The 24,147-nt window shown below is 73.0% G+C and carries 22 protein-coding genes and 1 pseudogene; 20 read left to right on the forward strand and 3 right to left on the reverse strand.

The features are described from left to right. Positions 1-1,068 precede the first annotated feature (1,068 nt). From B1205_RS12645 to B1205_RS12685, 9 genes are all read left to right on the forward strand, one after another. Positions 1,069-1,686 carry a hypothetical protein gene (locus tag B1205_RS12645; protein WP_089155872.1) on the forward strand — a complete coding sequence of 206 codons (618 nt, stop codon included), beginning with the start codon at positions 1,069-1,071 and terminating at the stop codon, positions 1,684-1,686. 146 nt (positions 1,687-1,832) lie between these two features. Next, the gene (locus B1205_RS12650; protein WP_089155873.1) at positions 1,833-2,294 is read left to right on the forward strand and encodes a DUF948 domain-containing protein; all 462 of its coding nucleotides are present in this window, start codon (positions 1,833-1,835) and stop codon (positions 2,292-2,294) included. Positions 2,295-2,325: 31 nt separating this feature from the next. Further along, positions 2,326-2,631, forward strand: a complete 306-nt coding sequence (locus tag B1205_RS12655) for a hypothetical protein (protein WP_089155766.1) — start codon at positions 2,326-2,328, stop codon at positions 2,629-2,631. Then, positions 2,628-5,309 (forward strand): alanine--tRNA ligase, encoded by a 2,682-nt coding sequence (gene alaS, locus B1205_RS12660; protein WP_089155767.1) that lies wholly within the window; start codon positions 2,628-2,630, stop codon positions 5,307-5,309. Before B1205_RS12655 ends, alaS begins: the two co-directional genes overlap by 4 nt. A 72-nt stretch (positions 5,310-5,381) precedes the next feature. Then, entirely contained in the window at positions 5,382-5,840 is a 459-nt protein-coding gene (ruvX, locus tag B1205_RS12665; RefSeq protein ID WP_089155768.1) for a Holliday junction resolvase RuvX, read from the forward strand. Then, complete coding sequence (gene mltG, locus B1205_RS12670) at positions 5,840-7,060, forward strand: endolytic transglycosylase MltG (RefSeq protein WP_089155769.1); 1,221 nt, start codon at positions 5,840-5,842, stop codon at positions 7,058-7,060. The genes ruvX and mltG overlap by 1 nt, the downstream gene beginning before the upstream one ends. Then, positions 7,060-7,860, forward strand: coding sequence for a shikimate dehydrogenase (locus tag B1205_RS12675; RefSeq protein ID WP_089155770.1), 801 nt, complete (start codon positions 7,060-7,062; stop codon positions 7,858-7,860). Before mltG ends, B1205_RS12675 begins: the two co-directional genes overlap by 1 nt. A 144-nt stretch (positions 7,861-8,004) precedes the next feature. Next, a complete protein-coding gene (gene aroC, locus B1205_RS12680; protein WP_089155771.1) occupies positions 8,005-9,183 on the forward strand; it encodes a chorismate synthase in 1,179 nt (392 codons plus the stop codon). Further along, a complete protein-coding gene (locus B1205_RS12685) occupies positions 9,180-9,689 on the forward strand; it encodes a shikimate kinase (protein WP_089155772.1) in 510 nt (169 codons plus the stop codon). Before aroC ends, B1205_RS12685 begins: the two co-directional genes overlap by 4 nt. Here B1205_RS12685 and B1205_RS12690 read toward each other — a convergent pair. Together B1205_RS12690 and B1205_RS12695 are read right to left on the reverse strand one after the other, a co-directional pair. Continuing rightward, positions 9,679-10,497 (reverse strand): cytochrome c oxidase assembly protein, encoded by an 819-nt coding sequence (locus B1205_RS12690; RefSeq protein WP_089155773.1) that lies wholly within the window; start codon positions 10,495-10,497, stop codon positions 9,679-9,681. The two genes, B1205_RS12685 and B1205_RS12690, sit on opposite strands and share 11 nt — an antisense overlap. Beyond that, positions 10,494-11,036 (reverse strand): DUF2243 domain-containing protein, encoded by a 543-nt coding sequence (locus B1205_RS12695; RefSeq protein WP_089155774.1) that lies wholly within the window; start codon positions 11,034-11,036, stop codon positions 10,494-10,496. Before B1205_RS12695 ends, B1205_RS12690 begins: the two co-directional genes overlap by 4 nt. Before the next feature lie 92 nt (positions 11,037-11,128). Between B1205_RS12695 and aroB the strand changes: the two genes are divergently transcribed. From aroB to nusB, 4 genes are read left to right on the forward strand one after another with little or no spacing between them, the layout of a single operon-like run. Beyond that, positions 11,129-12,205: a 3-dehydroquinate synthase gene (aroB, locus tag B1205_RS12700; RefSeq protein ID WP_089155775.1), complete on the forward strand. Its 1,077-nt coding sequence runs from the start codon at positions 11,129-11,131 to the stop codon at positions 12,203-12,205. Beyond that, positions 12,202-12,651, forward strand: coding sequence for a type II 3-dehydroquinate dehydratase (gene aroQ / locus B1205_RS12705; protein ID WP_089155776.1), 450 nt, complete (start codon positions 12,202-12,204; stop codon positions 12,649-12,651). The genes aroB and aroQ overlap by 4 nt, the downstream gene beginning before the upstream one ends. A 41-nt stretch (positions 12,652-12,692) precedes the next feature. Beyond that, positions 12,693-13,250 carry an elongation factor P gene (gene efp / locus B1205_RS12710; protein ID WP_089155777.1) on the forward strand — a complete coding sequence of 186 codons (558 nt, stop codon included), beginning with the start codon at positions 12,693-12,695 and terminating at the stop codon, positions 13,248-13,250. Positions 13,251-13,273: 23 nt separating this feature from the next. Further along, a complete protein-coding gene (gene nusB / locus B1205_RS12715; protein WP_176308566.1) occupies positions 13,274-13,684 on the forward strand; it encodes a transcription antitermination factor NusB in 411 nt (136 codons plus the stop codon). Positions 13,685-13,750: 66 nt separating this feature from the next. On the opposite strand, the gene bldD is transcribed toward nusB, so the two are convergent. Continuing rightward, positions 13,751-14,239: a transcriptional regulator BldD gene (gene bldD / locus B1205_RS12720; protein WP_007458348.1), complete on the reverse strand. Its 489-nt coding sequence runs from the start codon at positions 14,237-14,239 to the stop codon at positions 13,751-13,753. A gap of 295 nt (positions 14,240-14,534) precedes the next feature. Here bldD and pyrR point away from each other — a divergent pair, with 295 nt between their 5' ends. The 7 genes and pseudogenes from pyrR (at position 14,535) to B1205_RS12755 (ending at position 24,084) form a co-directional block, all read left to right on the forward strand. Next, positions 14,535-15,053, forward strand: a complete 519-nt coding sequence (gene pyrR / locus B1205_RS12725) for a bifunctional pyr operon transcriptional regulator/uracil phosphoribosyltransferase PyrR (protein WP_089155874.1) — start codon at positions 14,535-14,537, stop codon at positions 15,051-15,053. Further along, complete coding sequence (locus tag B1205_RS12730) at positions 15,050-15,976, forward strand: aspartate carbamoyltransferase catalytic subunit (RefSeq protein WP_089155779.1); 927 nt, start codon at positions 15,050-15,052, stop codon at positions 15,974-15,976. The genes pyrR and B1205_RS12730 overlap by 4 nt, the downstream gene beginning before the upstream one ends. Continuing rightward, positions 15,973-17,250, forward strand: a complete 1,278-nt coding sequence (locus tag B1205_RS12735; RefSeq protein ID WP_089155780.1) for a dihydroorotase — start codon at positions 15,973-15,975, stop codon at positions 17,248-17,250. Before B1205_RS12730 ends, B1205_RS12735 begins: the two co-directional genes overlap by 4 nt. Continuing rightward, complete coding sequence (gene carA / locus B1205_RS12740) at positions 17,247-18,392, forward strand: glutamine-hydrolyzing carbamoyl-phosphate synthase small subunit (RefSeq protein WP_089155781.1); 1,146 nt, start codon at positions 17,247-17,249, stop codon at positions 18,390-18,392. Before B1205_RS12735 ends, carA begins: the two co-directional genes overlap by 4 nt. Next, positions 18,385-21,677 (forward strand): annotated as a pseudogene (gene carB, locus B1205_RS12745) (carbamoyl-phosphate synthase large subunit). Before carA ends, carB begins: the two are co-directional and overlap by 8 nt. Before the next feature lie 103 nt (positions 21,678-21,780). Continuing rightward, positions 21,781-22,791 (forward strand): quinone-dependent dihydroorotate dehydrogenase, encoded by a 1,011-nt coding sequence (locus B1205_RS12750; RefSeq protein ID WP_089155782.1) that lies wholly within the window; start codon positions 21,781-21,783, stop codon positions 22,789-22,791. 18 nt (positions 22,792-22,809) lie between these two features. Then, positions 22,810-24,084: an adenosylmethionine--8-amino-7-oxononanoate transaminase gene (locus tag B1205_RS12755; protein ID WP_089155783.1), complete on the forward strand. Its 1,275-nt coding sequence runs from the start codon at positions 22,810-22,812 to the stop codon at positions 24,082-24,084. The last annotated feature ends 63 nt before the right edge of the window (positions 24,085-24,147 follow it).

Below are 24,147 nucleotides of genomic sequence, written 5' to 3' on the forward strand. Positions count from 1 at the left end.
GTCGCGGTGCCGCCGGGCCGCCCGGAGCAGTCCGGCCCGGCTGGGCCGCTGGGCCGCCCGGAGCAGTCCGGACAGGCTGGGCCGGTGGCCCGTCCCGAGCGGTCCGGCCCGCCTGGGCCGCTGGCCCGCCCCGAGCAGCCCGCCCCGGCCGGCCCGCCGGCCCGTGCCGAGCAATCCGGCGCGGTCCGGGGTGCGGCCCGCGCCGGCGTTCCGCCGGTCGGCGGGGAACGTTCCGGAGGCTCGGCCCGTCCCGGCGGGTCGCCCCCGGGTCCGGGCGGTCCGGGCGGGCGCGGGCCGCACGGTGACCCCGAGCGCACCGGCGGCATGCCGGTCGGCGGTGGCCGTCCCGGCTCTCGCGGTCCGGCCGACGAGCCGGCCCCCACCGGTGGCCGGCTGCCCGGCCCGAACGGCCGCAGCGCCCCTCCGGGCCAGGCCGCACCTCCGGTCGGACCCGGTCCGGCCGGTGCCGGTGGCCGTGGCCCGGTCCGTTCCGGCGAGGCTGGTCCGCCGGGTGCCGGTGGCCGTGTTCCGGTTCGCCCCGACCAGGCGGGTCCGGCCGTGGCCGGTGGTCGCGCTCCGGTCGGTCCGGACGAGGCGGGGCCGGCGGCTGCCGGTGGTCGCACTCCGGTCCGTCCCGCCGACGCTGGTCCGGCGGGTGCCGGTGGTCGTGCTCCGGTCCGCCCCGACCAGGCGGGTCCGGCCGGTGCCGGCGGCACGTCCCGTCCGGCCGGCGCGTCGGGTCCCCGGGCGGCGGCCGGTGGTGCCGTGACCGCGTCGGCGACCGCACGGGCGGCGGTGGCCCGCCCTCCCGCCGGTCCGGACGAGCGGGCCGCCGGTCGAGCCGTCCCACCCGGTGCGGAACCGGGTCCGGCCGCGTCGGGTGGCGCGGGTGCCCCGGGTGCGCCGGCGGTGGCCCGGGCGGCTGCGGTCGTACCCCCGGGGGAGCCGGCGGGGACGCGGCCCGGTGCGGGCGACGGGCCGACGCCGCGACCGGCCGGCCCCGGACCGGCCGAGGACGGTACGCAGCGCGGTGGACTGCGCGGCGCGCGTTCCGAGCTGCGCCGGCGGATGCGCGAGCGGCGACGACTGCGGATGGGCGTGCTCGCCCTGGTCAGCCTCGTGCTGCTGGGCGCGGTGCCGATCTACTTCGGGATGCGGACGCTCAGTCGCGACCCGGTCTTCGACACCCTGGACGCGCTCGCCGTGCCCTCCTGGGCGGCGACGAAGACGGTCGACAACGTCAGCGGCAGCCGCTGGTGCCTCCAGGACTGCCGACTGCGGGAACGCGCGGTCGAGTCGGAGCAGGGCTGGAAGGAGACCGTCGCCGTCTACGAGCAGGCCCTGGCGAAGGACGGTTGGCGGCGTTGGAAGGTCGACCGCTGCCCGGAGGAGCGGGTCGAGGGCAGCTACACCTGCTGGCGCCGGGACGAACTCACGCTCGACCTCTGGGTCCGCGACCCCGCCTGCACGCCGCCGCCGGTGGACGGGCAGCCGGCGCCGTCCGCGCCCCCCGAGCCCGCAGCGGCGACGTGCACCGGCTCGTTGGTGTCGGTGAAGGTGCGTAACGCGATCGACGACGAGCGCACCGGTCCGACGCCGACCACCGATCCGTCACTCACCGGAGAGGACCCGTACCCGACCCTCACCGACGATCCCCTCGGTGAGCCCACCCCCTCACCGTCGTGAGCCGACGTTCATCACGGACGGTAGGGTCTGGGGCTGGCGCGCCCGTCCTCGCCCGGTGACCGGGTCGGCGTGGTGCGAAGTGGGTAGGTACGGTCGCGCGTCCCGGGGCGTCGGGCCTCGGGACACTGCTTGAGGAGGACATGCGCGTGAGTGGTGGAGAGATCGCTGCGCTGATCGCGGCCGGTGCGTTCCTGATGCTGGTGCTCGTGCTGGCGGTGCCGATCCTGCGGCTTCGGCACACCGTGGACGCGACGACCCGCATGATCGGCGACCTGAACGACCGCACCGCACCGCTGCTCGGGGACGTGAACACCACGGTGAAGAACGTCAACGTCGCGTTGGAGCAGGCGCAGACATCGCTGGACGGGGTGAACCTCCAGCTCGCCAAGGTGGACACCATGACCACGCATGCGCAGAACGTGACCGCGAACGTGGCGAACCTGGCCGCCGTGGTCTCCGCCGCCGCGGCCAACCCGCTGGTGAAGGTGGCCGCGTTCGGCTACGGCGTGCGCAAGGCCGCCTCCGCCCGCCGGCACGCGGAGACCGAGCGCGAGGTGCGCGACACCATCAAGCAGCAACGCCGGTCCGCCAAGCGCGGCAACCGCTGACCCCGATCGGCGTACGCGGAAGGATGAGAGCATGAGGCGGTTGTTCTGGCTGGGCATCGGGCTGGCCGTGGGCGTCCTGGTGGTGCGCAAGGCCACCCGGACCGCGCAGGCGTACACCCCGGCGGGCATCGCCAGCGGGTTGTCCGAGTCCGCCGGCGGTCTCGTCGAGTCGGTGCGGGCCTTCGTGGACGACGTCCGGGTTTCGATGGCCGAGCGTGAGCAGGAGATCCACGAGGCCTTCGCCCGCGGCGAGGCGTACGACGACCAGTTCGCCGAGCTGCGGGAGGACCCGCGGATCGGCGACCGAGAGATTTTCCCGGAGGACCACCAGCGATGAAGACGGCGGAGATCAAGCGGCGGTTCCTCGCCCACTTCGAGGCGAACGGCCACGCCGTGGTGCCGTCCGCTCCGCTGCCCGCCATCAGCGACCCGAACCTGCTGTTCATCAACGCGGGCATGGTGCAGTTCGTGCCCTACTTCCTGGGCCAGCAGACCCCGCCGTTCGCGCGGGCGACCAGCGTGCAGAAGTGCATCCGGACGCCGGACATCGACGAGGTCGGCAAGACCAGCCGGCACGGCACGTTCTTCCAGATGAACGGCAACTTCTCCTTCGGTGACTACTTCAAGGACGGGGCGATCCCGCTCGCCTGGGACCTGGCCACGAAGTCGGTCGAGGCGGGTGGCTTCGGGCTGGACCCGGAGCGGATCTGGGCGACGGTCTACCTCGACGACGACGAGGCGTACGACATCTGGCGGGCCACCGGGGTGCCCGCCGAGCGGATCGTGCGCCGGGGCAAGGCCGACAACTTCTGGTCGATGGGCATCCCCGGGCCGTGCGGCCCCTGCTCGGAGCTCTACTACGACCGGGGCCCGGAGTACGGCCGTGAGGGTGGTCCGGAGGTCGACGAGGACCGCTACCTGGAGTTCTGGAACCTCGTCTTCATGCAGTTCGAGCGCGGTCCGGGCGTCGGCAAGGAGGACTTCCCGATCCTCGGCGACCTGCCGGCGAAGAACATCGACACCGGCATGGGCCTGGAGCGGATGGCCTCGCTGTTGCAGGGCGTGGACAATCTCTACGAGATCGACGAGGTCAAGCCGATCCTCGACAAGGCCGCCGAGCTGACCGGCAAGCGCTACGGCGCGCACTCGGGGCACGCGGCCAACCAGTCGCACCCGGACGACGTGCGGCTGCGGGTGATCGCCGACCACGTCCGTACCGCGTTGATGCTCATCGGCGACGGGGTGACCCCGTCGAACGAGGGGCGCGGCTACGTGCTGCGCCGGATCATGCGGCGGGCGATCCGGTCGGTGCGGCTGCTGGGTTACCAGGACCGGGCGCTGCCGGAGCTGCTGCCGGTGGCCCGGGACTGCATGGCGCCGTCGTACCCGGAGCTGGCCGAGGAGTTCGGCCGGATCTCCCAGTACGCGTACGCCGAGGAGGACGCGTTCCTCGCCACGCTGCGCGCCGGCACCACGATCCTGGACACGGCGATCGCCGAGACGAAGTCCGCCGGCCAGCCGGCGCTCTCCGGTGACAAGGCGTTCCAGCTCCACGACACGTACGGCTTCCCGATCGACCTGACCCTGGAGATCGCGGCCGAGCAGGGCCTCCAGGTGGACGCGGACGGTTTCCGCCGGCTCATGGCCGACCAGCGCAGCCGCGCCAAGGCCGACGCGCAGGCGCGCAAGACCGGGCACACCGACGTGTCGGCGTACCGGTCGGTGCTCGACGGCGGCGGGCCGGTGGAGTTCACCGGCTACACCGAGCTGAACCGGGAGTCCCGGGTGCGCGCGTTGCTGGCCGGCGGCGCGTCGGTGGCGGCCGCCGCCGAGGGGGAGACGATCGAGCTGGTGCTCGACACCACCCCGTTCTACGCCGAGGGCGGCGGTCAGCAGCCCGACCAGGGCCTGATCACGGTCGGCGGCGGCCAGGTCGAGGTCTTCGACGTGCAGCAGCCGGTGCCCGGCCTGATCGTGCACCGCGCCCGGGTGGTGCGCGGTGAGGTCCGCGCCGGGGAGACCGGGTACGCGGAGATCGACGCGTCCCGTCGCCGGGCCATCTCCCGCTCGCACACCGCGACGCACCTGGTGCACCAGACGATGCGCAACTTCCTCGGCGAGTCGGCGACCCAGGCGGGTTCGCTGAACGCGCCGGGCCGACTGCGGTTCGACTTCAACACCCCGACCGGGGTGGCCCCGAGCGTGCTGCACGACGTGGAGCAGCAGGTCAACGAGGTGCTCCTGGCCGACCTGGAGGTGCACGCCTTCGTCACCAGCCAGGAGGAGGCCCGCCGGATCGGCGCGATGGCGCTGTTCGGCGAGAAGTACGGCGAGCGGGTCCGGGTCGTCGAGGTCGGCGACTACGCCCGGGAGCTGTGCGGCGGCACGCACGTCGCCCGCTCGGCCCAGCTCGGCCTGGTCAAGATCCTCTCCGAGGCGTCGGTGGGCTCCGGCGTGCGCCGGATCGAGGCCCTGGTGGGCATGGACGCCTTCGGGTTCCTGGCCCGCGAGCACCTGCTGGTGTCCCGGCTGGCCGAGCTGTTCCGGGTGCCCGGCGAGCAGGTCGCCGACCGGGTGGAGCAGACCGTCACCCAGCTCCGCGACGCGGAGAAGGAGTTGGAGAAGCTCCGCGCCCAGCTCGTGCTCGGTGGGGCCGGCGCGCTCGCGGCGCAGGCGAAGGACGTGCGCGGGGTCGCGTACGTGGGCACCGAGGCGCCCGAGGGCGCGGCGGCCAACGACGTGCGGACCCTGGCCCAGGAGGTCCGGGGCCGGATCGACGCGGCCCGGCCAGCGGTGGTCGCGGTGGCGGCCCGGGCCAACGGCAAGGCGTCCCTGGTGGTGGCCGTCAACCAGGCCGCCCGGGGGCGGGGGCTGAGCGCCAAGGACCTGGTCAAGGCCGCGTTCTCCGGTCGCGGCGGCGGCAGCGACGACCTCGCCCAGGGTGGTGGCCTGCCCGCCACGGAGGCACCGAACCTGCTGGTGACCGTGGAGAAAGCGGTCGCCGAGTCGGCATGAGCGCGATGATCGATGCCAGGGCGGGCCGGTGGGCCCGCCCTGGCCCGTACCGGCTCCGGAGGTGCCCGGCAGATGGCTGAGTTCACCCGTGGCGTCCGGTTGGGGGTTGATGTCGGCCAGGTCCGGGTGGGGGTGGCCCGCTCCGACCCGCACGGCATCCTCGCCACCCCGTTGGTGACCCTGGCCCGGGACCTGACGACCGAACCGGACACGGTGCCCGCCGACATGGCCGAGCTGGTCCGACTGGCCGCCGAGCACGAGGCGGTCGGCGTCGTGGTCGGTCTGCCGGTCAACCTCGCCGGGAAGCACGGCCCGGCCGCAGCGAACGTATCGGCCTATGTCGCCCGTTTGGCGGATGTAATGGGGCCGATTCCGGTGACGCTGACGGACGAGAGGATGTCGACCGTGGTCGCAAGTCGTAGGCTGGCCGAACGGGGCGTCCGGGGAAAGCGCCAACGGGCGGTGGTCGATCAGGCCGCCGCGGTGGAGATTCTGCAGAGCTGGCTGGACGCACAGCGGAGGCGGACGTAATGATCGACGACCTTGACCTGGGGTTCGACGAGCCGGACAAGGGGGAGAAGGGGCGCCACCGGCGCGGCGCCGTGCGCCGGCGGCAGGGCAGGTCCGGCGGAAGCCGGGGCAAAACGATCTTCGCGCTCCTGATGGCCATCGTGCTGCTGGGCGGCATCGGCGGCGGCGCGTACGTCGGCTTCGACCGGATCCGTAACTACCTGGTCACTCCCGACTACGACGGCCCGGGCACCGGCGAGGCGTTGGTCGAGGTGAAGACGGGCGACACCCTCACCGACATCGGCGTCACCCTGTTCGAGGCCGGGGTGGTGAAGAGCACCAAGGCGTTCGTCGAGGCTGCGGACGCGAACGCCCGTAGCAAGAACATCCAGGTGGGTCGCTACAAGGTCCGCAAGGAGATGAAGGCTGCGGACGCCATCACGCTGATGCTCGACCCGAAGAGCCGGGTGGTCAACGGGGTGACGATCCCGGAGGGCACCATCACCTTGAACGTCTACCAGATCCTGGCGAAGCAGACCAAGATCCCGGTCAAGGAGTTCCAGGAGGCGGCGAAGGATCCGGTGAAGCTGGGCGTACCGGATTTCTGGTACAAGCGGCAGGACGGCAAGAAGGCCCCGAAGAGCCTGGAGGGCTTCCTCTACCCCTCCACCTACGAGATCCCGCCGAAGGCCACCGCCGAGCAGATCCTGTCGTTGATGGTGAAGCAGTTCCTGACCGTGACCGATCAGCTCGACTTCGTCGACCGGGCGCAGAAGGAACGCAAGATCTCCCCGTACGAGGCGTTGATCACCGCGTCCATCGCGGAGGCGGAGTCGGTCAACGCGGTCGACCTGCCCAAGGTCTCCCGGGTGATCTACAACCGGGTCTACGCCGGCAAGATCGGTTGCAACTGCCTCGGCATCGACAGCGGCATCAACTACCACCTCCGGTTGCAGGGCAAGGACCCGAAGGACTCCGACGACCTGCTGCAGAGCGAGATCAACGACCTGAAGAACCCGTACAACACGCACAACGTCGCCGGCCTGCCGCCGACCCCGATCAGCAACCCCGGCGAGCCTGCGCTCAAGGGCGCGCTGGACCCGCCGGCCGGTGACTGGATCTTCTTCATGACGGTGGACAAGAAGGGCACCATGGGTTACGGCTCCAACGACGCGGACTTCCGCAGGCTGACCCGGCAGATGTGCGACAACAAGGTGCTCACCGGGGAGAACTGCAGCTGATGCGGGCCGCCGTGGTCGGCCGGCCGATCGCCCACTCGCTCTCCCCGGCGATCCACAGCGCCGGGTACGCGGCGGCCGGGCTGACCGGGTGGTCGTACACCCGGATCGAAGCCGGCGCGGACGAGTTGCCGGGCCTGGTCGCGGGCCTCGGCCCGGAGTGGGCCGGGCTGTCGGTGACCATGCCCGGCAAGGAGGCGGCGCTCGCGCTGGCCGACGAGGTCTCACCGGTCGCCGCCGCGGTCGGTGCCGCCAACACCCTGGTACGCCGACCCGACGAGGGCTGGTACGCCGACAACACCGACGTGACCGGCATGGTCGACGTGCTCACCGGCGCCGGGTGCGTGGCCGGGGCGGTGGTGACGGTGCTCGGCGCCGGCGGCACCGCGCGGGCGGCGGTCGCGGCGGCGGCCCAGATCGGCGCGGCCGAGGTGACCGTGGTGGCCCGCCGGCCGGAGGCGGTCGACGAGCTGCGTCCGGTGGCCGCCGCGGTCGGGGTGCCGCTGGCCGGCGCCGAGTGGGACGGCGCGCCCGCGCACGCCCGGGCCGACCTGGTGATCTCCACCGTGCCGAAGGGCGTCGCCGACCCGCTCGCGGAGAACTTCGACTGGCGACCGGAGACGGTGTTCTTCGACGCGCTCTACGACCCGTGGCCGACCCCGCTCGCCGCCGCGGCGTCGGCCGCCGGCTGCCGGGTGATCTCCGGGCTGGATCTGCTGCTGGCCCAGGCGATCGGGCAGTTCGAGCACTTCACCGGCGTGACCGCCCCCCGCGCCGCGATGCGCGCCGCGCTCGGCAGGTAAGGCGGGGCCCCCGCTTAACGCTTCCGGCAGAGGCGGGGCCCCCGGTTAACGCCTCACCGGGGAGCGGGGCCCGGGCCTGTCCGTAGGGCGGGACACCGCCGGCACCGCGTCGGGCCGGGGTGGGGCCGTGACACACTGACCGCTGTGTTGCGCTGGCTGACTGCAGGTGAATCGCACGGACCCGCCCTCGTCGCGCTGCTGGAGGGGGTACCCGCCGGCATCGAGGTGACCACCGGGGACATCTCCGGGGAGCTGGCCCGCCGCCGGCTCGGCTACGGCCGGGGCGCCCGGATGGCGTTCGAGCAGGACGAGATCGACATCATCGGTGGGCTGCGGCACGGCGTGACGCTGGGCAGTCCGGTGGCGATCCGGGTGGGCAACTCCGAGTGGCCGAAGTGGCGCACCGTGATGGCCGCCGACCCGGTCGACGCGGAGGAGCTGGCCAGTCAGGCCCGCAACGCCCCGCTGACCCGCCCGCGCCCGGGCCACGCCGACCTGGCCGGCATGCAGAAGTACGGGCACACCGACGCCCGGCCGATCCTGGAGCGGGCCAGCGCCCGGGAGACCGCCGCCCGCGTCGCCGTGGGCACGGTCGCGAAGGCCCTGGTCCGGCAGGCGCTCGGCATCGAGATCGTCTCCCACGTGGTCGAGCTGGGCCCGGTGGCGGTCAAGCCGGGCCTGCGACCCACGCCCGAGGATGCCGCCCGGATCGACGCCGACCCGCTGCGCTGCCTCGACGCCGACGCCAGCGCCCGGATGGTCGCCGAGGTCGACGCCGCGAAGAAGGACGCCGACACGCTCGGCGGCGTGGTCGAGGTGCTGGCCTACGGGGTGCCGCCGGGCCTGGGCAGCCATGTGCAGTGGGACCGCAAGCTCGACGCGCGGCTGGCCACCGCGCTGATGTCGATCCAGGCGATCAAGGGCGTGGAGATCGGCGACGGGTGGCAGCAGGCCCGGTCCCGTGGCTCCGAGGCGCACGACGAGATCATGCCCACCGCCACCGGCGTACGCCGGGTGACCGACCGGGCGGGCGGCCTGGAGGGCGGCATCACCACCGGCGAGCCGCTGCGGGTGAAGGCGGCGATGAAGCCGATCTCCTCGTTGAACCGGGCGCTGGCGACCATCGACGTGACCACCGGCGAGCCGGCCACCGCGATCAACCAGCGCTCCGACGTGTGCGCGGTGCCGGCGGCGGCGGTGGTCGCCGAGGCCATGGTCGCGCTGGTGCTCGCCGAGGCGGCGGTGGAGAAGTTCGGCGGCGACTCGGTTGCCGAGATGCGCCGCAACCTGGCCGGCTACCTCGACAAACTGGTCATCTCGTGAGCACCCGGCCGGTCTGTGTGCTGGTCGGGGCGCCCGGCTCCGGCAAGACCACGGTGGGCACCGCGCTCGCCGCCGCGCTCGGCGTCGACTTCCGGGACACCGACACCGACATCGAGCGCATGGCCGGCAAGCCGATCCCGGAGATCTTCGTCGACGAGGGCGAGGACCACTTCCGTACGCTGGAACGGGCCGCGGTGGCGGCGGGGCTGGCCTCGCACGCCGGGGTGCTCGCGCTCGGCGGCGGCGCGGTCCTGGCCGAGGAGAACCGGGCCGCGTTGATCGGCCACACCGTGGTGCACCTGTCCGTGGAGCTGCCCGACGCGATCAAGCGGGTCGGGTTGGGCGCCGGTCGGCCGCTGCTGTCGTTGAACCCCCGCGCCACGCTCAAGTACCTGCTGGACCAGCGTCGCCCGCTCTACGCCGAGGTGGCGACCGCGACCGTGGTCACCGACGGCCGTGAGCCGGAGGAGTTGGCCGCCGAGATCGCCGCGCTGCTCAAGCCCTGACGGGCCGGCCGCCACCCCGCCGAGGCTCGCGCGTCGGATGGGGGGCCGTCCGGCGGGCGGTGGGCCGCTCCGGTCGCCAGGTGGCGAGCAGTGCGAGCGCGAGGGCGATCTCGGCCAGGTCGCCGAGGTAGTACATCAGGGTGGCGCCGGCCCGCAGCTCGGCGCCGGTGGCCGGCACGTCGACGAACAGCCCGGCGTAGAGCAGTTGGGCGATCGTGGCGTGCGCGGCGACCCCGATGCCGAGCACCACCAGCCGCACCGGCACCCGGGGGCGGTGCGGGCCCGGATCGGGCCCGGCGATCGACCAGGCGAACAGGCAGCCACCGAGCAGGAAGTGGGCCTGCACCAGGGTGTGCAGCAGCGGGTCGTGCAGCGTCGCCCGGTACAGCGGGGTGAGGTAGAGCACCCAGACGCCGCCCGCGGTGAGCAGCAGGCCGGTGACGGGGTGGCCGAGCAGCCGCGCGACCGGGTGCCGCAGCAGGTGGACCAGCCGACGGCCGGTCCGCCGGTCGAGGGTGCGCAGCAGCAGCGTGACCGGGGCGCCGAGGACCAGCGCCAGCGGCGCCAGCATGCCGATCAGCAGGTGCTGCCACATGTGCCCGACGAAGTCGTCACCGGGTGCGAGCAGCCCCACCGCGACGAGCAGCGCGCCCAGCCCGAAGCTGACGGTCCGCCCGTGCGCCCAGCCGGGCCCGCCCGGGTCCCGTAGCCGCAGCGCGGCGGCCAGGTAGGCCCAGAACAGGACCGCCGGGATCAGCGCCGTCGCCGGGAAGCCGCCCCCGGCGGGTACGGCGTGCGCCAGGCTCACCGGCGTTCCGGCGCGCAGAGGTCGACGGCGTCGGCCCGCCGCTGGATCGCCCAGCCGACGCCGACCAGGAGCGCGCCGAGCACCAGGAAGCCGAGATCCCACCAGGTCTGGTGCGCGCCGGTGCGGACGTGGTGGATGCCGAGCAGGTGGTGGTCGATGATTCCCTCGACCAGATTGAACAGGCCCCAGCCGACCAGCACCCAGCCCCAGAGCATCCGGGAGCGCCAGAGCCGGCCCCGGGAGCGGGTCACCCGGGCGTAGAGCAGGGCCAGCCCGGTCAGCACCGCCACCCAGGTGACGACGTGGAAGAGGCCGTCCCACAGCGTGTTCATCTGCAGGCCGGGCACGGTGTCGACCGGGTAGTCCCGGATCCCCACCCGGTCGGTGTTCGTGCTGCTGAGCATGTGGTGCCACTGGAGGACCTGGTGCAGTGCGATGCCGTCGACGAAGCCGCCCAGCCCGACGCCGAGGACGGTGGCGGGGACCCGGATGCTCGTGGCGGTCTCCGATCGCGTCGTGTGCGGTGCCCTCTCGCTCATCCGGCCGCCGTACCCGGGTGGCGGCCGGACAAACGCCCCAACCAGTGGACAGTCGCCGCGTCGGCCCCGGACGCTGGACTAGGCTGCCGGCGATGGACGAGGTGACCCGGATCCCGGTCGACGGCGAGCGGCCGTACGACGTGCTGGTGGGACGTGACCTGCTGGACCCGCCGCCGGAGCTGCTGCCCGGTGCCGAGCGGGTGGCCCTGCTGTACGCGCCCCCGCTCAAGGCGCTGGCCGGGCAGCTCGCCGAGCGGTTCGACGCCGACGGCGTGGCGCCGCTGCTGGTGGAGGTGCCGGACGCCGAGGCGGGCAAGCACGTGGACGTGGCCGCCGCCGCCTGGGACCGGCTCGGCGCGGCGGGCTTCACGCGTACCGACGCGGTGGTCGGGGTGGGCGGCGGCGCGGTCACCGACCTGGCCGGCTTCGTCGCGGCGAGCTGGCTGCGCGGGGTGCGTTGGGTGCCGGTGGCGACGTCGCTGCTCGGCATGGTCGACGCCGCCGTCGGCGGCAAGACCGGGATCAACACGGCCGCCGGCAAGAACCTGGTCGGCGCGTTCCACCCGCCGGTCGGGGTGATCTGCGACCTGGCGACGTTGGACGGGCTGCCCCCGGCCGACCTGGCCGCCGGGATGGCCGAGGTGGTCAAGTGCGGCTTCATCGCCGATCCGGTGATCCTCGACCTGGTCGAGCGGGACCCGGCCGCCGCGCTCGACCCGGCCGGCCCGGTAGCCCGCGAGCTGGTTGAGCGGGCGGTGCGGGTCAAGGCCGACGTGGTCGGCGGTGACCTGCGCGAGTCCGGGGTGCGCGAGGTGCTCAACTACGGGCACACCCTGGCGCACGCGATCGAGAAGGTGGAGGGCTACCGCTGGCGGCACGGCCACGCTGTCGCGGTGGGGCTGGTCTACGCGGCCACCCTCGCGCGGCTCGCCGGTCGGCTCGACGCGGCCACCGCGCGGCGGCACCGGGCCGTGTTGGCCGCGCTCGACCTGCCGACCGGCTACCGGGCGGACGCGTGGCCGGAGCTGCTCGCCGCGATGCGGGTGGACAAGAAGGCCCGGGGGAGCCGGTTGCGGTTCGTGGTGCTGGACGGGCTCGCGCGCCCGGCGATCCTGGAGGCCCCGCCGGAGGAGCTGCTGGCCGCCGCGTACCGGGAGATCAGCTCGTGAGGGTGTACGTGCTCAACGGGCCGAACCTGGGCCGGCTCGGCACCCGCCAGGTCGACGTCTACGGGGTGACCAGCTACGCCGACCTGGTGACCGGGTGCGAGGAGACCGGCCGCGAGCTGGGGCTGGACGTGGTGGTCCGGCAGACCGACGCCGAGCACGAGATGCTGGGCTGGCTGCACCGGGCGGCCGACGAGGAGGCGGCGGTGGTGCTCAACCCGGCCGCCTGGTCGCACTACTCGATCGCGGTGCGGGACGCCTGCGCCATGCTCCGGGGCCCGCTGGTCGAGGTGCACATCTCCAACATCCACGCCCGGGAGGAGTTCCGGCACCACTCGGTGGTGTCGGCGGTGGCGACCGGGGTGATCTGCGGGCTGGGTGTGGACGGTTACCGGCTGGCGCTGCACCATCTCGCGCAGCGTGCGAGTCCGATTCGACACAGCGAGTAGACTTGGCGGGTCTGTCCGCCAATTGATGATCAAGGCAGGAAATGGCCACCACCAACGACCTGAAGAACGGCCTGGTACTCAACCTGGACGGCGAGCTGTGGGCCGTCGTCGAGTTCCAGCACGTCAAGCCCGGTAAGGGTGGTGCGTTCGTGCGCACCACGCTGAAGAACGTGCTGTCCGGCAAGGTGGTCGACAAGACCTTCAACGCGGGCACCAAGGTCGAGACCGCGACCGTGGACAAGCGCACCATGCAATACCTGTACGCCGACGGCGAGGACTACGTCTTCATGGATCTGGAGACGTTCGACCAGATCACCGTGCTCGGCGGCACCGTCGGCGAGGCCGCCAACTACCTCCTGCCCGAGGCCGAGGCGACCGTCGCGACCCACGAGGGCGTGCCGCTCTACATCGAGCTGCCCACCTCGGTCGTGCTGGAGGTCACCTACACCGAGCCGGGCCTCCAGGGTGACCGTTCGACCGGCGGCAACAAGCCGGCCACGGTCGAGACCGGCGCCACCGTGCAGGTGCCGCTGTTCATCACCACCGGCGAGAAGATCAAGGTCGACACCCGCGACGGCCGTTACCTCGGCCGAGCCTGATGGCCGAGGGTCCCAAGCAGCAGATGCCGGCGCGCCGCAAGGCGCGTAAGCGGGCGCTGGACGTGCTCTTCGAGGCCGACCTTCGGGACCGTCCCCCGGTCGAGGTGCTGGCCGGCTACCTGGAGCGGATCGAGCGGCCCCGACCCGACCACGTGGGCTACGCGGTCGGGTTGGTCGAGGGCGTCGCGGCGCACCTCGACCGGATCGACGAGACGATCGCCAGCTACGCCGAGGGCTGGACGCTGGACCGGATGCCGGTGGTCGACCGCAACCTGGCCCGGATCGCCGTGTACGAGCTGCTCTACGTCGAGGAGATCGACGACGCGGTGGCGATCAGCGAGGCCGTGGAGCTGGCCCGGCAGATGTCGACCGACGACTCGCCCCGCTTCCTCAACGGCATCCTCGGCCGGATCGCCGAGTACGCCAGCCGTTGAGGCCCGTGGACAGGAACGACGGAAAGGGCCCGTGCCGGACGGCACGGGCCCTTCTCGTGCGGGGCGTCAGGAGGCGAAGAACGCGCGCGGGTCGGCGACCAGCACGCCGTGCTCGGTGAGCCGCTCGATCAGGCCCGACGGTGAGGCGTCGTAGACGATCGCGAGGGCGCGCAGGTCGTCGGCGCGGATGGAGAGCACCCGGCCGTTGTAGTCGCCACGCTGCTGCTGGATGGCGCGGGCGTACCGGGCGACGTAGGCGAGGTCCTCGGAGGCCTCGTCGTAGAGCCGCTCCAGGTCCAGCACGATCTTGCTGGTGGGCTCGTGGCGCACCCCGCTGCCGTCGGGCAGCAGCTCGGAGACGGGAACGCGGTAGAACTCGGCCAGCTCCGCCAGGCGGGACACGGTGACGGCGCGGTCGCCGCGCTCGTACGAGCCGACCACCACGGCCTTCCACCGCCCGTTCGACTTCTCCTCCACCCCCTGCAGGGACAGGCCCTGCTGTTGGCGGATGGAGCGCAGGCGGGCGCCCAGAGACTTGGCGTATTCAGAGGGCATTCGGACACTCCCAGTGCTGCTCGGGGTTCTCCCAGCTATCGCTACGGAGCGTGACGGTACGGGGATTGCGACACGTGGTCAAGTGTTACGGTCCACGAGGTCCGGGCGCCGGTCTGGCTTGTCCACATTTCTCCGGGCTGACCGGCAGGTCAGGACCGGCCGCGACCGGGCCGGTGACCGCTGGTAACGTGGCGTGGAGCCCCGGTCCGGGCCCTCGCGGGTCCCGCCGGCCGACCAGACGTCCTTTAACGACCCGTCCCGTGAGGCGGGGAAGGAGGTCCGCCGTGGCCTACCCATCGGCTGCCCNTCGCGCGTGGTCGACCGCATCGCCCACCAGATCCTGGAGAAGACCCAGGGCGCCGCCGACACCGTGCTGCTCGGCATCCCCACCCGGGGCGTCCCCCTGGCCCACCGCCTGGCGGCCCGGATCAGCACGTTCGAGGACGTGACCGTGCCGGTCGGCGTGCTCGACATCACGCTCTACCGCGACGACCTGCGCCGGCACGCCACCCGCGCGGTCGGCCCGACCGCCCTGCCGGCCGGCGGGATCGACGGCAAGCGGGTCGTGCTCGTCGACGACGTGCTCTTCTCCGGCCGGACCGTGCGGGCCGCGCTGGACGCGCTCAGCGACGTCGGCCGACCGGCCTCCGTGCAACTCGCCGTCCTGGTCGACCGCGGCCACCGCCAGCTGCCGATCCGCGCCGACTACGTCGGCAAGAACATCCCGACCGCGCTGGCCGAGAACGTGAAGGTCACCCTCGCCGAGACCGACGGCGCCGACGAGGTCAAGTTGTACGGGGGGTCTCCCGCATGATTCGACACCTGCTCTCCGGCGCGGACCTGGACGCCGACACCGCCACCCTGGTCCTGGACACCGCGGCCGAGATGGCCACCGTGGCCGGCCGTGAGGTCAAGAAGCTGCCCGCGCTGCGCGGGCGCACCGTGGTGAACCTCTTCTACGAGGACTCCACCCGGACGCGGATCTCGTTCGAGGCGGCCGCCAAACGACTCAGCGCCGACGTGATCAACTTCTCCGCCAAGGGCTCCAGCGTGGCCAAGGGCGAGAGCCTGAAGGACACCGCGCTCACCCTCCAGGCGATGGGTGCCGACGCGGTGGTGATCCGGCACCCCGCCTCCGGTGCGCCGCACCGGCTGGCCGACTGGGTGGACGGGTCGGTGGTCAACGCCGGCGACGGCACCCACGAGCACCCCACCCAGGCGCTGCTCGACGCGTACACGATGCGGTCCCGGCTGGGCCGGCTCGCCGGCCTGCACGTCGCGATCGTCGGCGACGTGCTGCACTCGCGGGTGGCCCGCTCCAACGTGCTGCTGCTCTCCACCCTGGGCGCGAAGGTCACCCTGGTCGGCCCGCCGACGCTCATCCCGGTGGACATCGCGTCCGCGCTCGCCCCCGGCATCGACGTCTCCTACGACCTCGACGCCGTTGCACCCGGTGTGGACGTGGTGATGATGCTGCGGGTGCAGCGGGAGCGGATGAGCGACTCCTACTTCCCGTCGGCCCGCGAGTACGCCCGCCGGTACGGGCTCGACGGGCCACGGCTGCGCCGGCTGCCCGAGCACGCGATCGTCATGCACCCCGGCCCGATGAACCGGGGCATGGAGATCACGCCGGAGGTCGCCGACTCGCCCCGCTCCACCATCGTCGAACAGGTCGCCAACGGGGTCTCCGTGCGGATGGCCGTGCTCTACCTGCTGCTCGGAGGGAACAACCGGTGACCGCGTACCTCATCAGGAACGTCCGTGTGCTCGACGGCGAGCCGACCGACCTGCTCGTCCGCGACGGCGTGGTGGCCGAGGTCGGCGCCGGCCTGACCGCCGACGACGCCACGGTGGTCGACGCGACCGGTCTGGTCGCGCTGCCCGGCCTGGTCGACCTGCACACCCACCTGCGCGAACCCGGCCGGGAGGACGCCGAGACGGTCGAGTCCGGGTCCCGGGCGGCGGCGCTCGGCGGCTACACGGCGGTCTGCGCGATGGCGAACACCTCGCCGGTCGCCGACACCGCCGGCGTGGTCGAGCAGGTCTGGCGGCTCGGCCGGGAGGCCGGCCTGGTCGACGTGCAGCCGATCGGCGCGGTCACCGTCGGGCTGGCCGGCGAGCGCCTGGCCGAGCTGGGCGCGATGGCCGACTCGGCGGCCCGGGTGCGGATCTTCTCCGACGACGGGCACTGCGTCGCCGACCCGAGGCTGATGCGCCGGGCGCTGGAATACGTGAAGGCGTTCGACGGGGTGATCGCCCAGCACGCCGAGGAGCCCCGGCTCACCGAGGGCGCGCAGATGCACGAGGGCGAGGTCTCCACCCGGCTCGGCCTGACCGGCTGGCCGGCGGTGGCCGAGGAGGCGATCATCGCCCGGGACGTGCTGCTGGCCGAGCACGTCGGCAGCCGCCTGCACGTCTGCCACGTCTCCACCGCCGGCAGCGTCGAGGTGCTGCGGCAGGCCAAGGCGCGCGGGGTGCGGGTCACCGCCGAGGTGACGCCGCACCACCTCCTTCTCACCGACGAGAAAGCGGAGAGCTACGACCCGGTCTTCAAGGTCAACCCCCCGTTGCGTACGGCCGCCGACGTCGCCGCCCTGCGGGCCGCGCTGGCCGAGGGCGTGATCGACATCGTCGCCACCGACCACGCGCCGCACGCGGTGGAGGACAAGGAGTGCGAGTGGGCGTACGCCCGGCCGGGCATGCTCGGTCTGGAGACCGCGCTCTCCATCGCGCTGGACGTGTTCGGTCCGCAGTGGGACCTGATCGCGGAGCGGATGTCCCGGGCGCCGGCCCGGATCGCCGGGCTGGACGGTCACGGCCTCGACCCGGCGCCCGGGGTGCCGGCCAACCTGACCCTGGTCGACCCGGCCGCCCGCCGGGTGATCGAGCCCGCGGAGCTGGCCAGCCGCAGTCGCAACACTCCGTACGCCCGCATGACGCTGCCGGGTCGCATCGTGGCGACCTTCCTGCGCGGCGAGCCGACGGTCCTGGACGGAAAGGCAGTGAAGTGAGTCGCAGGCGTTCAGCGATCCTCGTCCTGGAGGACGGGCGCACGTTCCACGGCGAGGCGTACGGCAGCGTCGGGGAGACCTTCGGCGAGGCGGTCTTCACCACCGGCATGACCGGCTACCAGGAGACGCTCACCGACCCGTCCTACCACCGCCAGGTGGTGGTGCAGACCGCGCCGCACATCGGCAACACCGGCGTGAACGGCGAGGACGACGAGTCCGACCGGATCTGGGTTTCCGGTTACGTGGTGCGCGACCCGGCCCGGGTCGGCTCCAACTGGCGGGCCACCGGCGGGTTGGAGGACCGGCTCGCCGCCGAGGGCGTGGTCGGCATCAGCGGGGTGGACACCCGGGCGCTGACCCGGCACCTGCGCGAGCGCGGCGCGATGCGGGTCGGCGTCTCCAGCGTCGACGACGACCCGGCCGCGCTGCTGGAGCGGGTCCGTCGGTCGCCGCAGATGGTCGGCGCGGACCTGTCCGCCGAGGTGAGCACCGCGAAGCCGTACGTCGTACCGGCGCAGGGCGCGCACCGGTTCACGGTGGCCGCGCTGGACCTGGGCATCAAGCGCAACGTGCCGCGCCGGCTCGCCGCCCGCGGCGTCACCACCCATGTGCTGCCCGCCGGCTCGACCATCGACGACCTGCTCGCCACCGGCGCGGACGCGGTCTTCTTCTCGCCCGGCCCGGGCGACCCGGCGACCGCCGACGGCCCGGTGGGGCTGGCCCGCGAGGTGCTGACCCGGCGGATCCCGCTGTTCGGCATCTGCTTCGGCAGCCAGATCCTCGGTCGGGCGCTCGGCTTCGGCACCTACAAGCTGGGGTACGGCCACCGCGGCATCAACCAGCCGGTGCTCGACCGGGTCACCGGCAAGGTCGAGGTGACCAGCCACAACCACGGCTTCGCCGTGGAGCTGCCCGGTGCCGGGGCCGGCGCGGTGGTCCCCGACCGGGTGGTCGACACCGAGTTCGGCGGCGTCCAGGTCTCCCATGTCTGCCTCAATGACAACGTGGTCGAGGGGCTGCGGGCCGTGGACGTGCCCGCCTTCACCGTCCAGTACCACCCGGAGGCGGCGGCCGGCCCGCACGACGCGGACTACCTGTTCGACCGCTTCGCCGAACTCATCGAAGGCGGCAAGAATGCCTAAGCGGACCGATCTGAAGCACATCCTGGTGATCGGCTCCGGGCCGATCGTGATCGGGCAGGCCTGCGAGTTCGACTACTCCGGCACCCAGGCCTGCCGGGTGCTGCGCAGCGAGGGCATCCGGGTCAGCCTGGTCAACTCCAACCCGGCGACGATCATGACCGACCCGGAGTTCGCCGACGCCACCTACGTCGAGCCGATCACGCCCGAGTTCGTCGAGCTGGTCATCGCCAAGGAGCGTCCGGACGCGCTGCTGCCCACCCTGGGCGGGCAGACGGCGCTGAACACCGCGGTCGCGCTGCACTCCGCGGGCGTGCTGGAGAAGTACGGCGTGGAGCTGATCGGCGCCAACATCGAGGCGATCAACCGGGGCGAGGACCGGCAGCTCTTCAAGGACATCGTGGCCAAGGCCGGCGTACGCCTGGGTCTGGACGACCCGGCGGCGCTGGTGCCGCGCTCGCGGGTCTGCCACTCGATGGACGAGGTCCGGGACACCGTCGCCGAGCTGGGCCTGCCGGTGGTCATCCGGCCGTCGTTCACCATGGGCGGCCTCGGCTCCGGCATGGCGCACACCGACGAGGACCTGGCCCGCATCGCCGGCGCCGGCCTGGCCGCCAGCCCGGTGCACGAGGTGCTGATCGAGGAGAGCGTGCTCGGCTGGAAGGAGTACGAGCTGGAGCTGATGCGCGACCGCCACGACAACGTGGTGGTGGTCTGCTCGATCGAGAACGTCGACCCGATGGGCGTGCACACCGGCGACAGCGTCACCGTCGCGCCGGCGATGACGCTCACCGACCGGGAGTACCAGAACCTGCGTGACCTGGGCATCGCGGTGCTGCGCGAGGTCGGGGTGGACACCGGCGGCTGCAACATCCAGTTCGCGGTCAACCCGGTCGACGGCCGGATCGTGGTGATCGAGATGAACCCCCGGGTGTCGCGGTCGTCGGCGTTGGCGTCGAAGGCCACCGGCTTCCCGATCGCCAAGATCGCGGCGAAGCTCGCCATCGGCTACACGCTGGACGAGATCCCCAACGACATCACGCTCAAGACGCCGGCCGCGTTCGAGCCGACGCTCGACTACGTGGTGGTGAAGATCCCCCGGTTCGCGTTCGAGAAGTTCCCCGGCGCCGACCCGGAGCTGACCACCACGATGAAGTCGGTGGGCGAGGCGATGAGCCTGGGCCGCAACTTCACCGAAGCGCTGAACAAGGCGATGCGCTCGCTGGAGACCAAGGNGCCGCGCTGCGGATGCCGCACGACGGGCGGCTCTACACCGTCGAGCGGGCGCTGCGCCTCGGCGCGTCGATCGCCGAGGTGGCCGAGGCGTCCGGCGGCATGGACCCGTGGTTCCTAGACCAGATCGCCGCGCTGGTCGAGCTGCGCGCCGAGATCGTCGACGCCCCGGTGCTCGACGCCGGCCTGCTGCGCCGGGCCAAGCGCGCCGGCCTGTCCGACCGCCAGCTCGCCGCGCTGCGCCCCGAGTTGGCCGCCGAGGACGGGGTACGCACGCTGCGGCACCGGCTCGGCATCCGACCGGTCTACAAGACGGTGGACACCTGCGCGGCCGAGTTCGAGGCGACCACGCCCTACCACTACTCCACGTACGACTCCGAGACCGAGGTGGCGCCCTCGGACCGGCCGAAGGTGCTCATCCTCGGTTCGGGGCCGAACCGGATCGGCCAGGGCATCGAGTTCGACTACTCGTGCGTCCACGCGGTCCAGGCGCTTCGGGGCGTGGGTTACGAGACCGTCATGGTCAACTGCAATCCGGAGACCGTCTCCACCGACTACGACACCGCCGACCGGCTCTACTTCGAGCCGCTGACCTTCGAGGACGTGCTGGAGGTCTGGTACTCGGAGGACTCGTCCGGCAAGGCGGCCGGCGGCCCGGGCGTGGTCGGGGTCGTGGTGCAGCTCGGCGGTCAGACCCCGCTCGGCCTGGCCCAGCGGCTCAAGGACGCCGGGGTGCCGATCGTCGGCACCTCCCCGGAGTCGATCCACCTGGCCGAGGAGCGGGGCGCGTTCGGCGCGGTGCTGGCCCGGGCCGGGCTGCGGGCGCCCGCGCACGGCATGGCGACCTCGTACGACGAGGCGAAGGCGATCGCCGACGAGATCGGGTACCCGGTGCTGGTCCGTCCGTCGTACGTGCTCGGCGGCCGGGGCATGGAGATCGTCTACGACGACGCCACGCTGCGTGACTACATCGGCCGGGCCACCGACATCTCGCCGGACCACCCGGTGCTGGTGGACCGCTTCCTCGACGACGCCATCGAGATCGACGTGGACGCGCTGGTCGACGCGGACGGCGACGTCTACCTGGGTGGCGTGATGGAGCACATCGAGGAGGCCGGCATCCACTCCGGCGACTCGTCCTGCGCGCTGCCGCCGATCACGCTGGCCGGCTCGCACCTGGCCCAGGTGCGCCGTTACACCGAGGAGATCGCCCGCGGCGTGGGGGTGCGCGGCCTGCTCAACGTCCAGTACGCGTTGCAGGGTGACACGCTCTACGTGCTGGAGGCCAACCCGCGCGCCTCGCGGACCGTCCCGTTCGTGTCGAAGGCGACGGCGGTGCCGCTGGCGAAGGCGGCGGCCCGGATCGCGTTGGGCGCCACGATCGCCGAGCTGCGCGCCGAGGGGATGCTGCCGCCGACCGGGGACGGCGGCACCATGCCGCCGGACGCGCCGATCGCGGTCAAGGAGGCGGTGCTGCCGTTCAAGCGGTTCCGCACCCCGTCCGGCAAGGGCATCGACGTGCTGCTCGGCCCGGAGATGCGCTCCACCGGCGAGGTGATGGGCATCGACACCGGCTTCGGGCAGGCGTTCGCCAAGTCGCAGGCCGCCGCGTACGGGTCGCTGCCCACCGCCGGGAAGATCTTCGTCTCGGTGGCGAACCGGGACAAGCGCGCCATGATCTTCCCGATCAAGCGCCTGGCCGACCTGGGCTTCCAGATCGTCGCCACCACCGGCACGGCCGAGGTGCTGCGTCGGCACGGCATCGCCTGCGAGCAGATCCGCAAGCACTACGAGTCGGGCGAGGGCGCGGACGCGGTCTCGCTGATCCTCGGCGGCGACGTGGCGCTGGTGGTGAACACGCCGCAGGGTTCCGGCGCGAGCGCCCGCTCGGACGGCTACGAGATCCGCAGCGCGGCCGTGACCGCGGACATCCCCTGCGTCACCACCGTCCCCGGCGCGGCGGCGGCGGTGATGGGCATCGAGGCCAGAATCAACGGAGACCTCCAGGTCCGCCCCCTCCAGGACCTCCACGCCGCCCTCCGGGGCCACGAGTGACACCCGGGCCCACCCCGACAACCCCGTCGATCATGAGGTTGGCGGCGGCGAAAGAGATCCACATCGCCGTCAACTTCATGATCAACGGATCGGGGGGCGGGCGGTGATCTTCGAGCGGGTGGTTCGGGGGCGGCTGTTCGCGCTTCGGGGTGGGGACGCGGAGGGGGCGCACGAGTGGGCGCTTGAGCGGCTTTCCGGGGTCTCGCGGCGGCCTTTGGTGCTTGGGGGGCTGCGGCGGGCCTACTTTCGGGAGGCGCCGCGTGAGGTGTTCGGGGTGCGGTTCCCGAACCCGGTCGGGCTGGCGGCCGGGATGGACAAGAACGGGGTCGCGCTGCCGGCGTGGCCGGCGCTCGGCTTCGGCTTCGTCGAGGTCGGCACCGTGACCGCGCACGCCCAGCCGGGCAACCCCCGGCCGCGGCTGTTCCGGCTGCGCGACAGCACGGCCGTGATCAACCGGATGGGCTTCAACAACGACGGGGCGTCGGCGCTCGCGGCCCGGCTGGCGGCGCTGCCCCGCCCGCTCGGCGTGCCGCTGGGCATCTCGCTGGGCAAGTCCAAGGTGACCCCACTGGACGAGGCCGTCGAGGACTATGTGGCCTCCTACCGGGCGTTGAGAGAACACGGCGACTACTTCGCGGTCAATGTGTCCTCACCCAACACCCCGGGCCTGCGGTCACTTCAGGACCGGTCCCACCTGGACGCGTTGCTCGCCGCGCTGGTGGGGGAGAAGCCGGTGCTGGTGAAGATCGCCCCCGACCTCACCGAGCCGGCCGTCGCGGAGCTGCTGGAGGTCTGCCTCGACCGGGGCGCGGCCGGCGTCATCGCCACGAACACCACGCTCGGTCGGGACGGGCTCGCCCCGGCCGACCGCGCAGTCGGCGCCGAGGCCGGCGGCCTGTCCGGCCGCCCGCTGACCGAGCGCGCCCGCGAACTGGTCGGCTTCGTGCACCGGGAGACCGCCGGTCGGCTCCCGGTGATCGGCGTCGGCGGCATCCTCGACCCCGACGACGCGACCCGCATGTTCGACGCCGGGGCCGCCCTGGTCCAGCTCTACACCGGCTTCATCTACCGCGGCCCGGCCCTGCCCCGAGCCATCGCCCGAGCCGCCCGCTGACCTCACCCCGGAGGACCCGTGACGCCTGAGGAGATCCTCGCGGTCGACCGCCGGCACGTCTGGCACCCGTACGCGGGGATGCCGTCGGCTTCCGCGCCGTACGTGGTGCAGAGCGCGGCGGGGGTACGGCTGCGGTTGGGCGACGGGCGGGACGTGGTCGACGGCATGTCGTCGTGGTGGGCGGCGATCCACGGCTACCGGCACCCGGTGCTGGACGCGGCGGTGACCGATCAGCTCGGCCGGATGAGCCATGTGATGTTCGGCGGGCTCACCCACGAACCCGCGGTACGCCTGGCCCGTACCCTGGTCGAGCTGGCCCCGGACGGCCTGGAACACGTCTTCCTGGCCGACTCGGGCTCGGTGGGTGTCGAGGTCGCGGTGAAGATGGCGCTGCAGCACCAGCGCGCGGTGGGACGCCCGGAGCGTCGCCGGCTCGGCACCTGGCGGGGCGGCTACCACGGCGACACGTTCCACCCGATGAGCGTCTGCGACCCGGAGGGCGGCATGCACCACCTCTGGGGCGACGTGCTGCCCCGACAGGTGTTCGCGCCGCTGCCGCCCGCCGGCTTCGACGCCCCGCCCGACCCGGCGTACGAGGCGACACTGGTCGACGCGGTGACCCGCCACGCGGACGAACTGGCCGCGGTGATCGTCGAGCCGGTGGTCCAGGGCGCCGGCGGGATGCGCTTCCACCACCCGCACTACCTGCGGGTGCTGCGGGAGGTCACCCGGGCGCACGGCATCCTGCTGATCTTCGACGAGATCGCCACCGGCTTCGGCCGGACCGGGCGGATGTTCGCCGCCGAGCACGCCGGGGTCACCCCGGACGTGCTCTGCGTCGGCAAGGCGCTCACCGGCGGCTACCTGACCCTGGCGGCGACGCTCTGCACGCCGGAGGTGGCCCGCGCGATCTCCGCCGGCGGGGTGCTGGCGCACGGGCCGACGTTCATGGGCAACCCGCTCGCCTGCGCGGTCGCCAACGCCTCCCTGGGACTGCTGCGGGCCGGGGACTGGGCCGGGCGGGTGGCGGAGATCGCCGCGGGTCTGCGGGCCGGCCTGGAGCCGTTGCGCGGCACGCCGGGCGTGGCCGACGTGCGGGTGCTCGGGGCGATCGGCGTGGTGCAGCTGGACCACGAGGTCGACCTGCCGCGGGCCACCGCCGCCGCGGTGGCCGAGGGGGTGTGGCTGCGGCCGTTCCGGGATCTCGTCTACACCATGCCGCCGTACGTCTGCGACGCCGCGGACGTGGCCCGGATCGCAGCCGGCGTGACCGCGGCGGTCAAGGCCGGCTGAGCCCCGACCGGGGGCGGCCGAAGACAGGCCGAGCCCCGGCCGGGGGCGACCGGAAGCGGGCCG

The sequence above is a fragment of the Micromonospora sp. NBS 11-29 genome (assembly GCF_002140155.1).
Lineage (GTDB): Bacteria > Actinomycetota > Actinomycetes > Mycobacteriales > Micromonosporaceae > Micromonospora.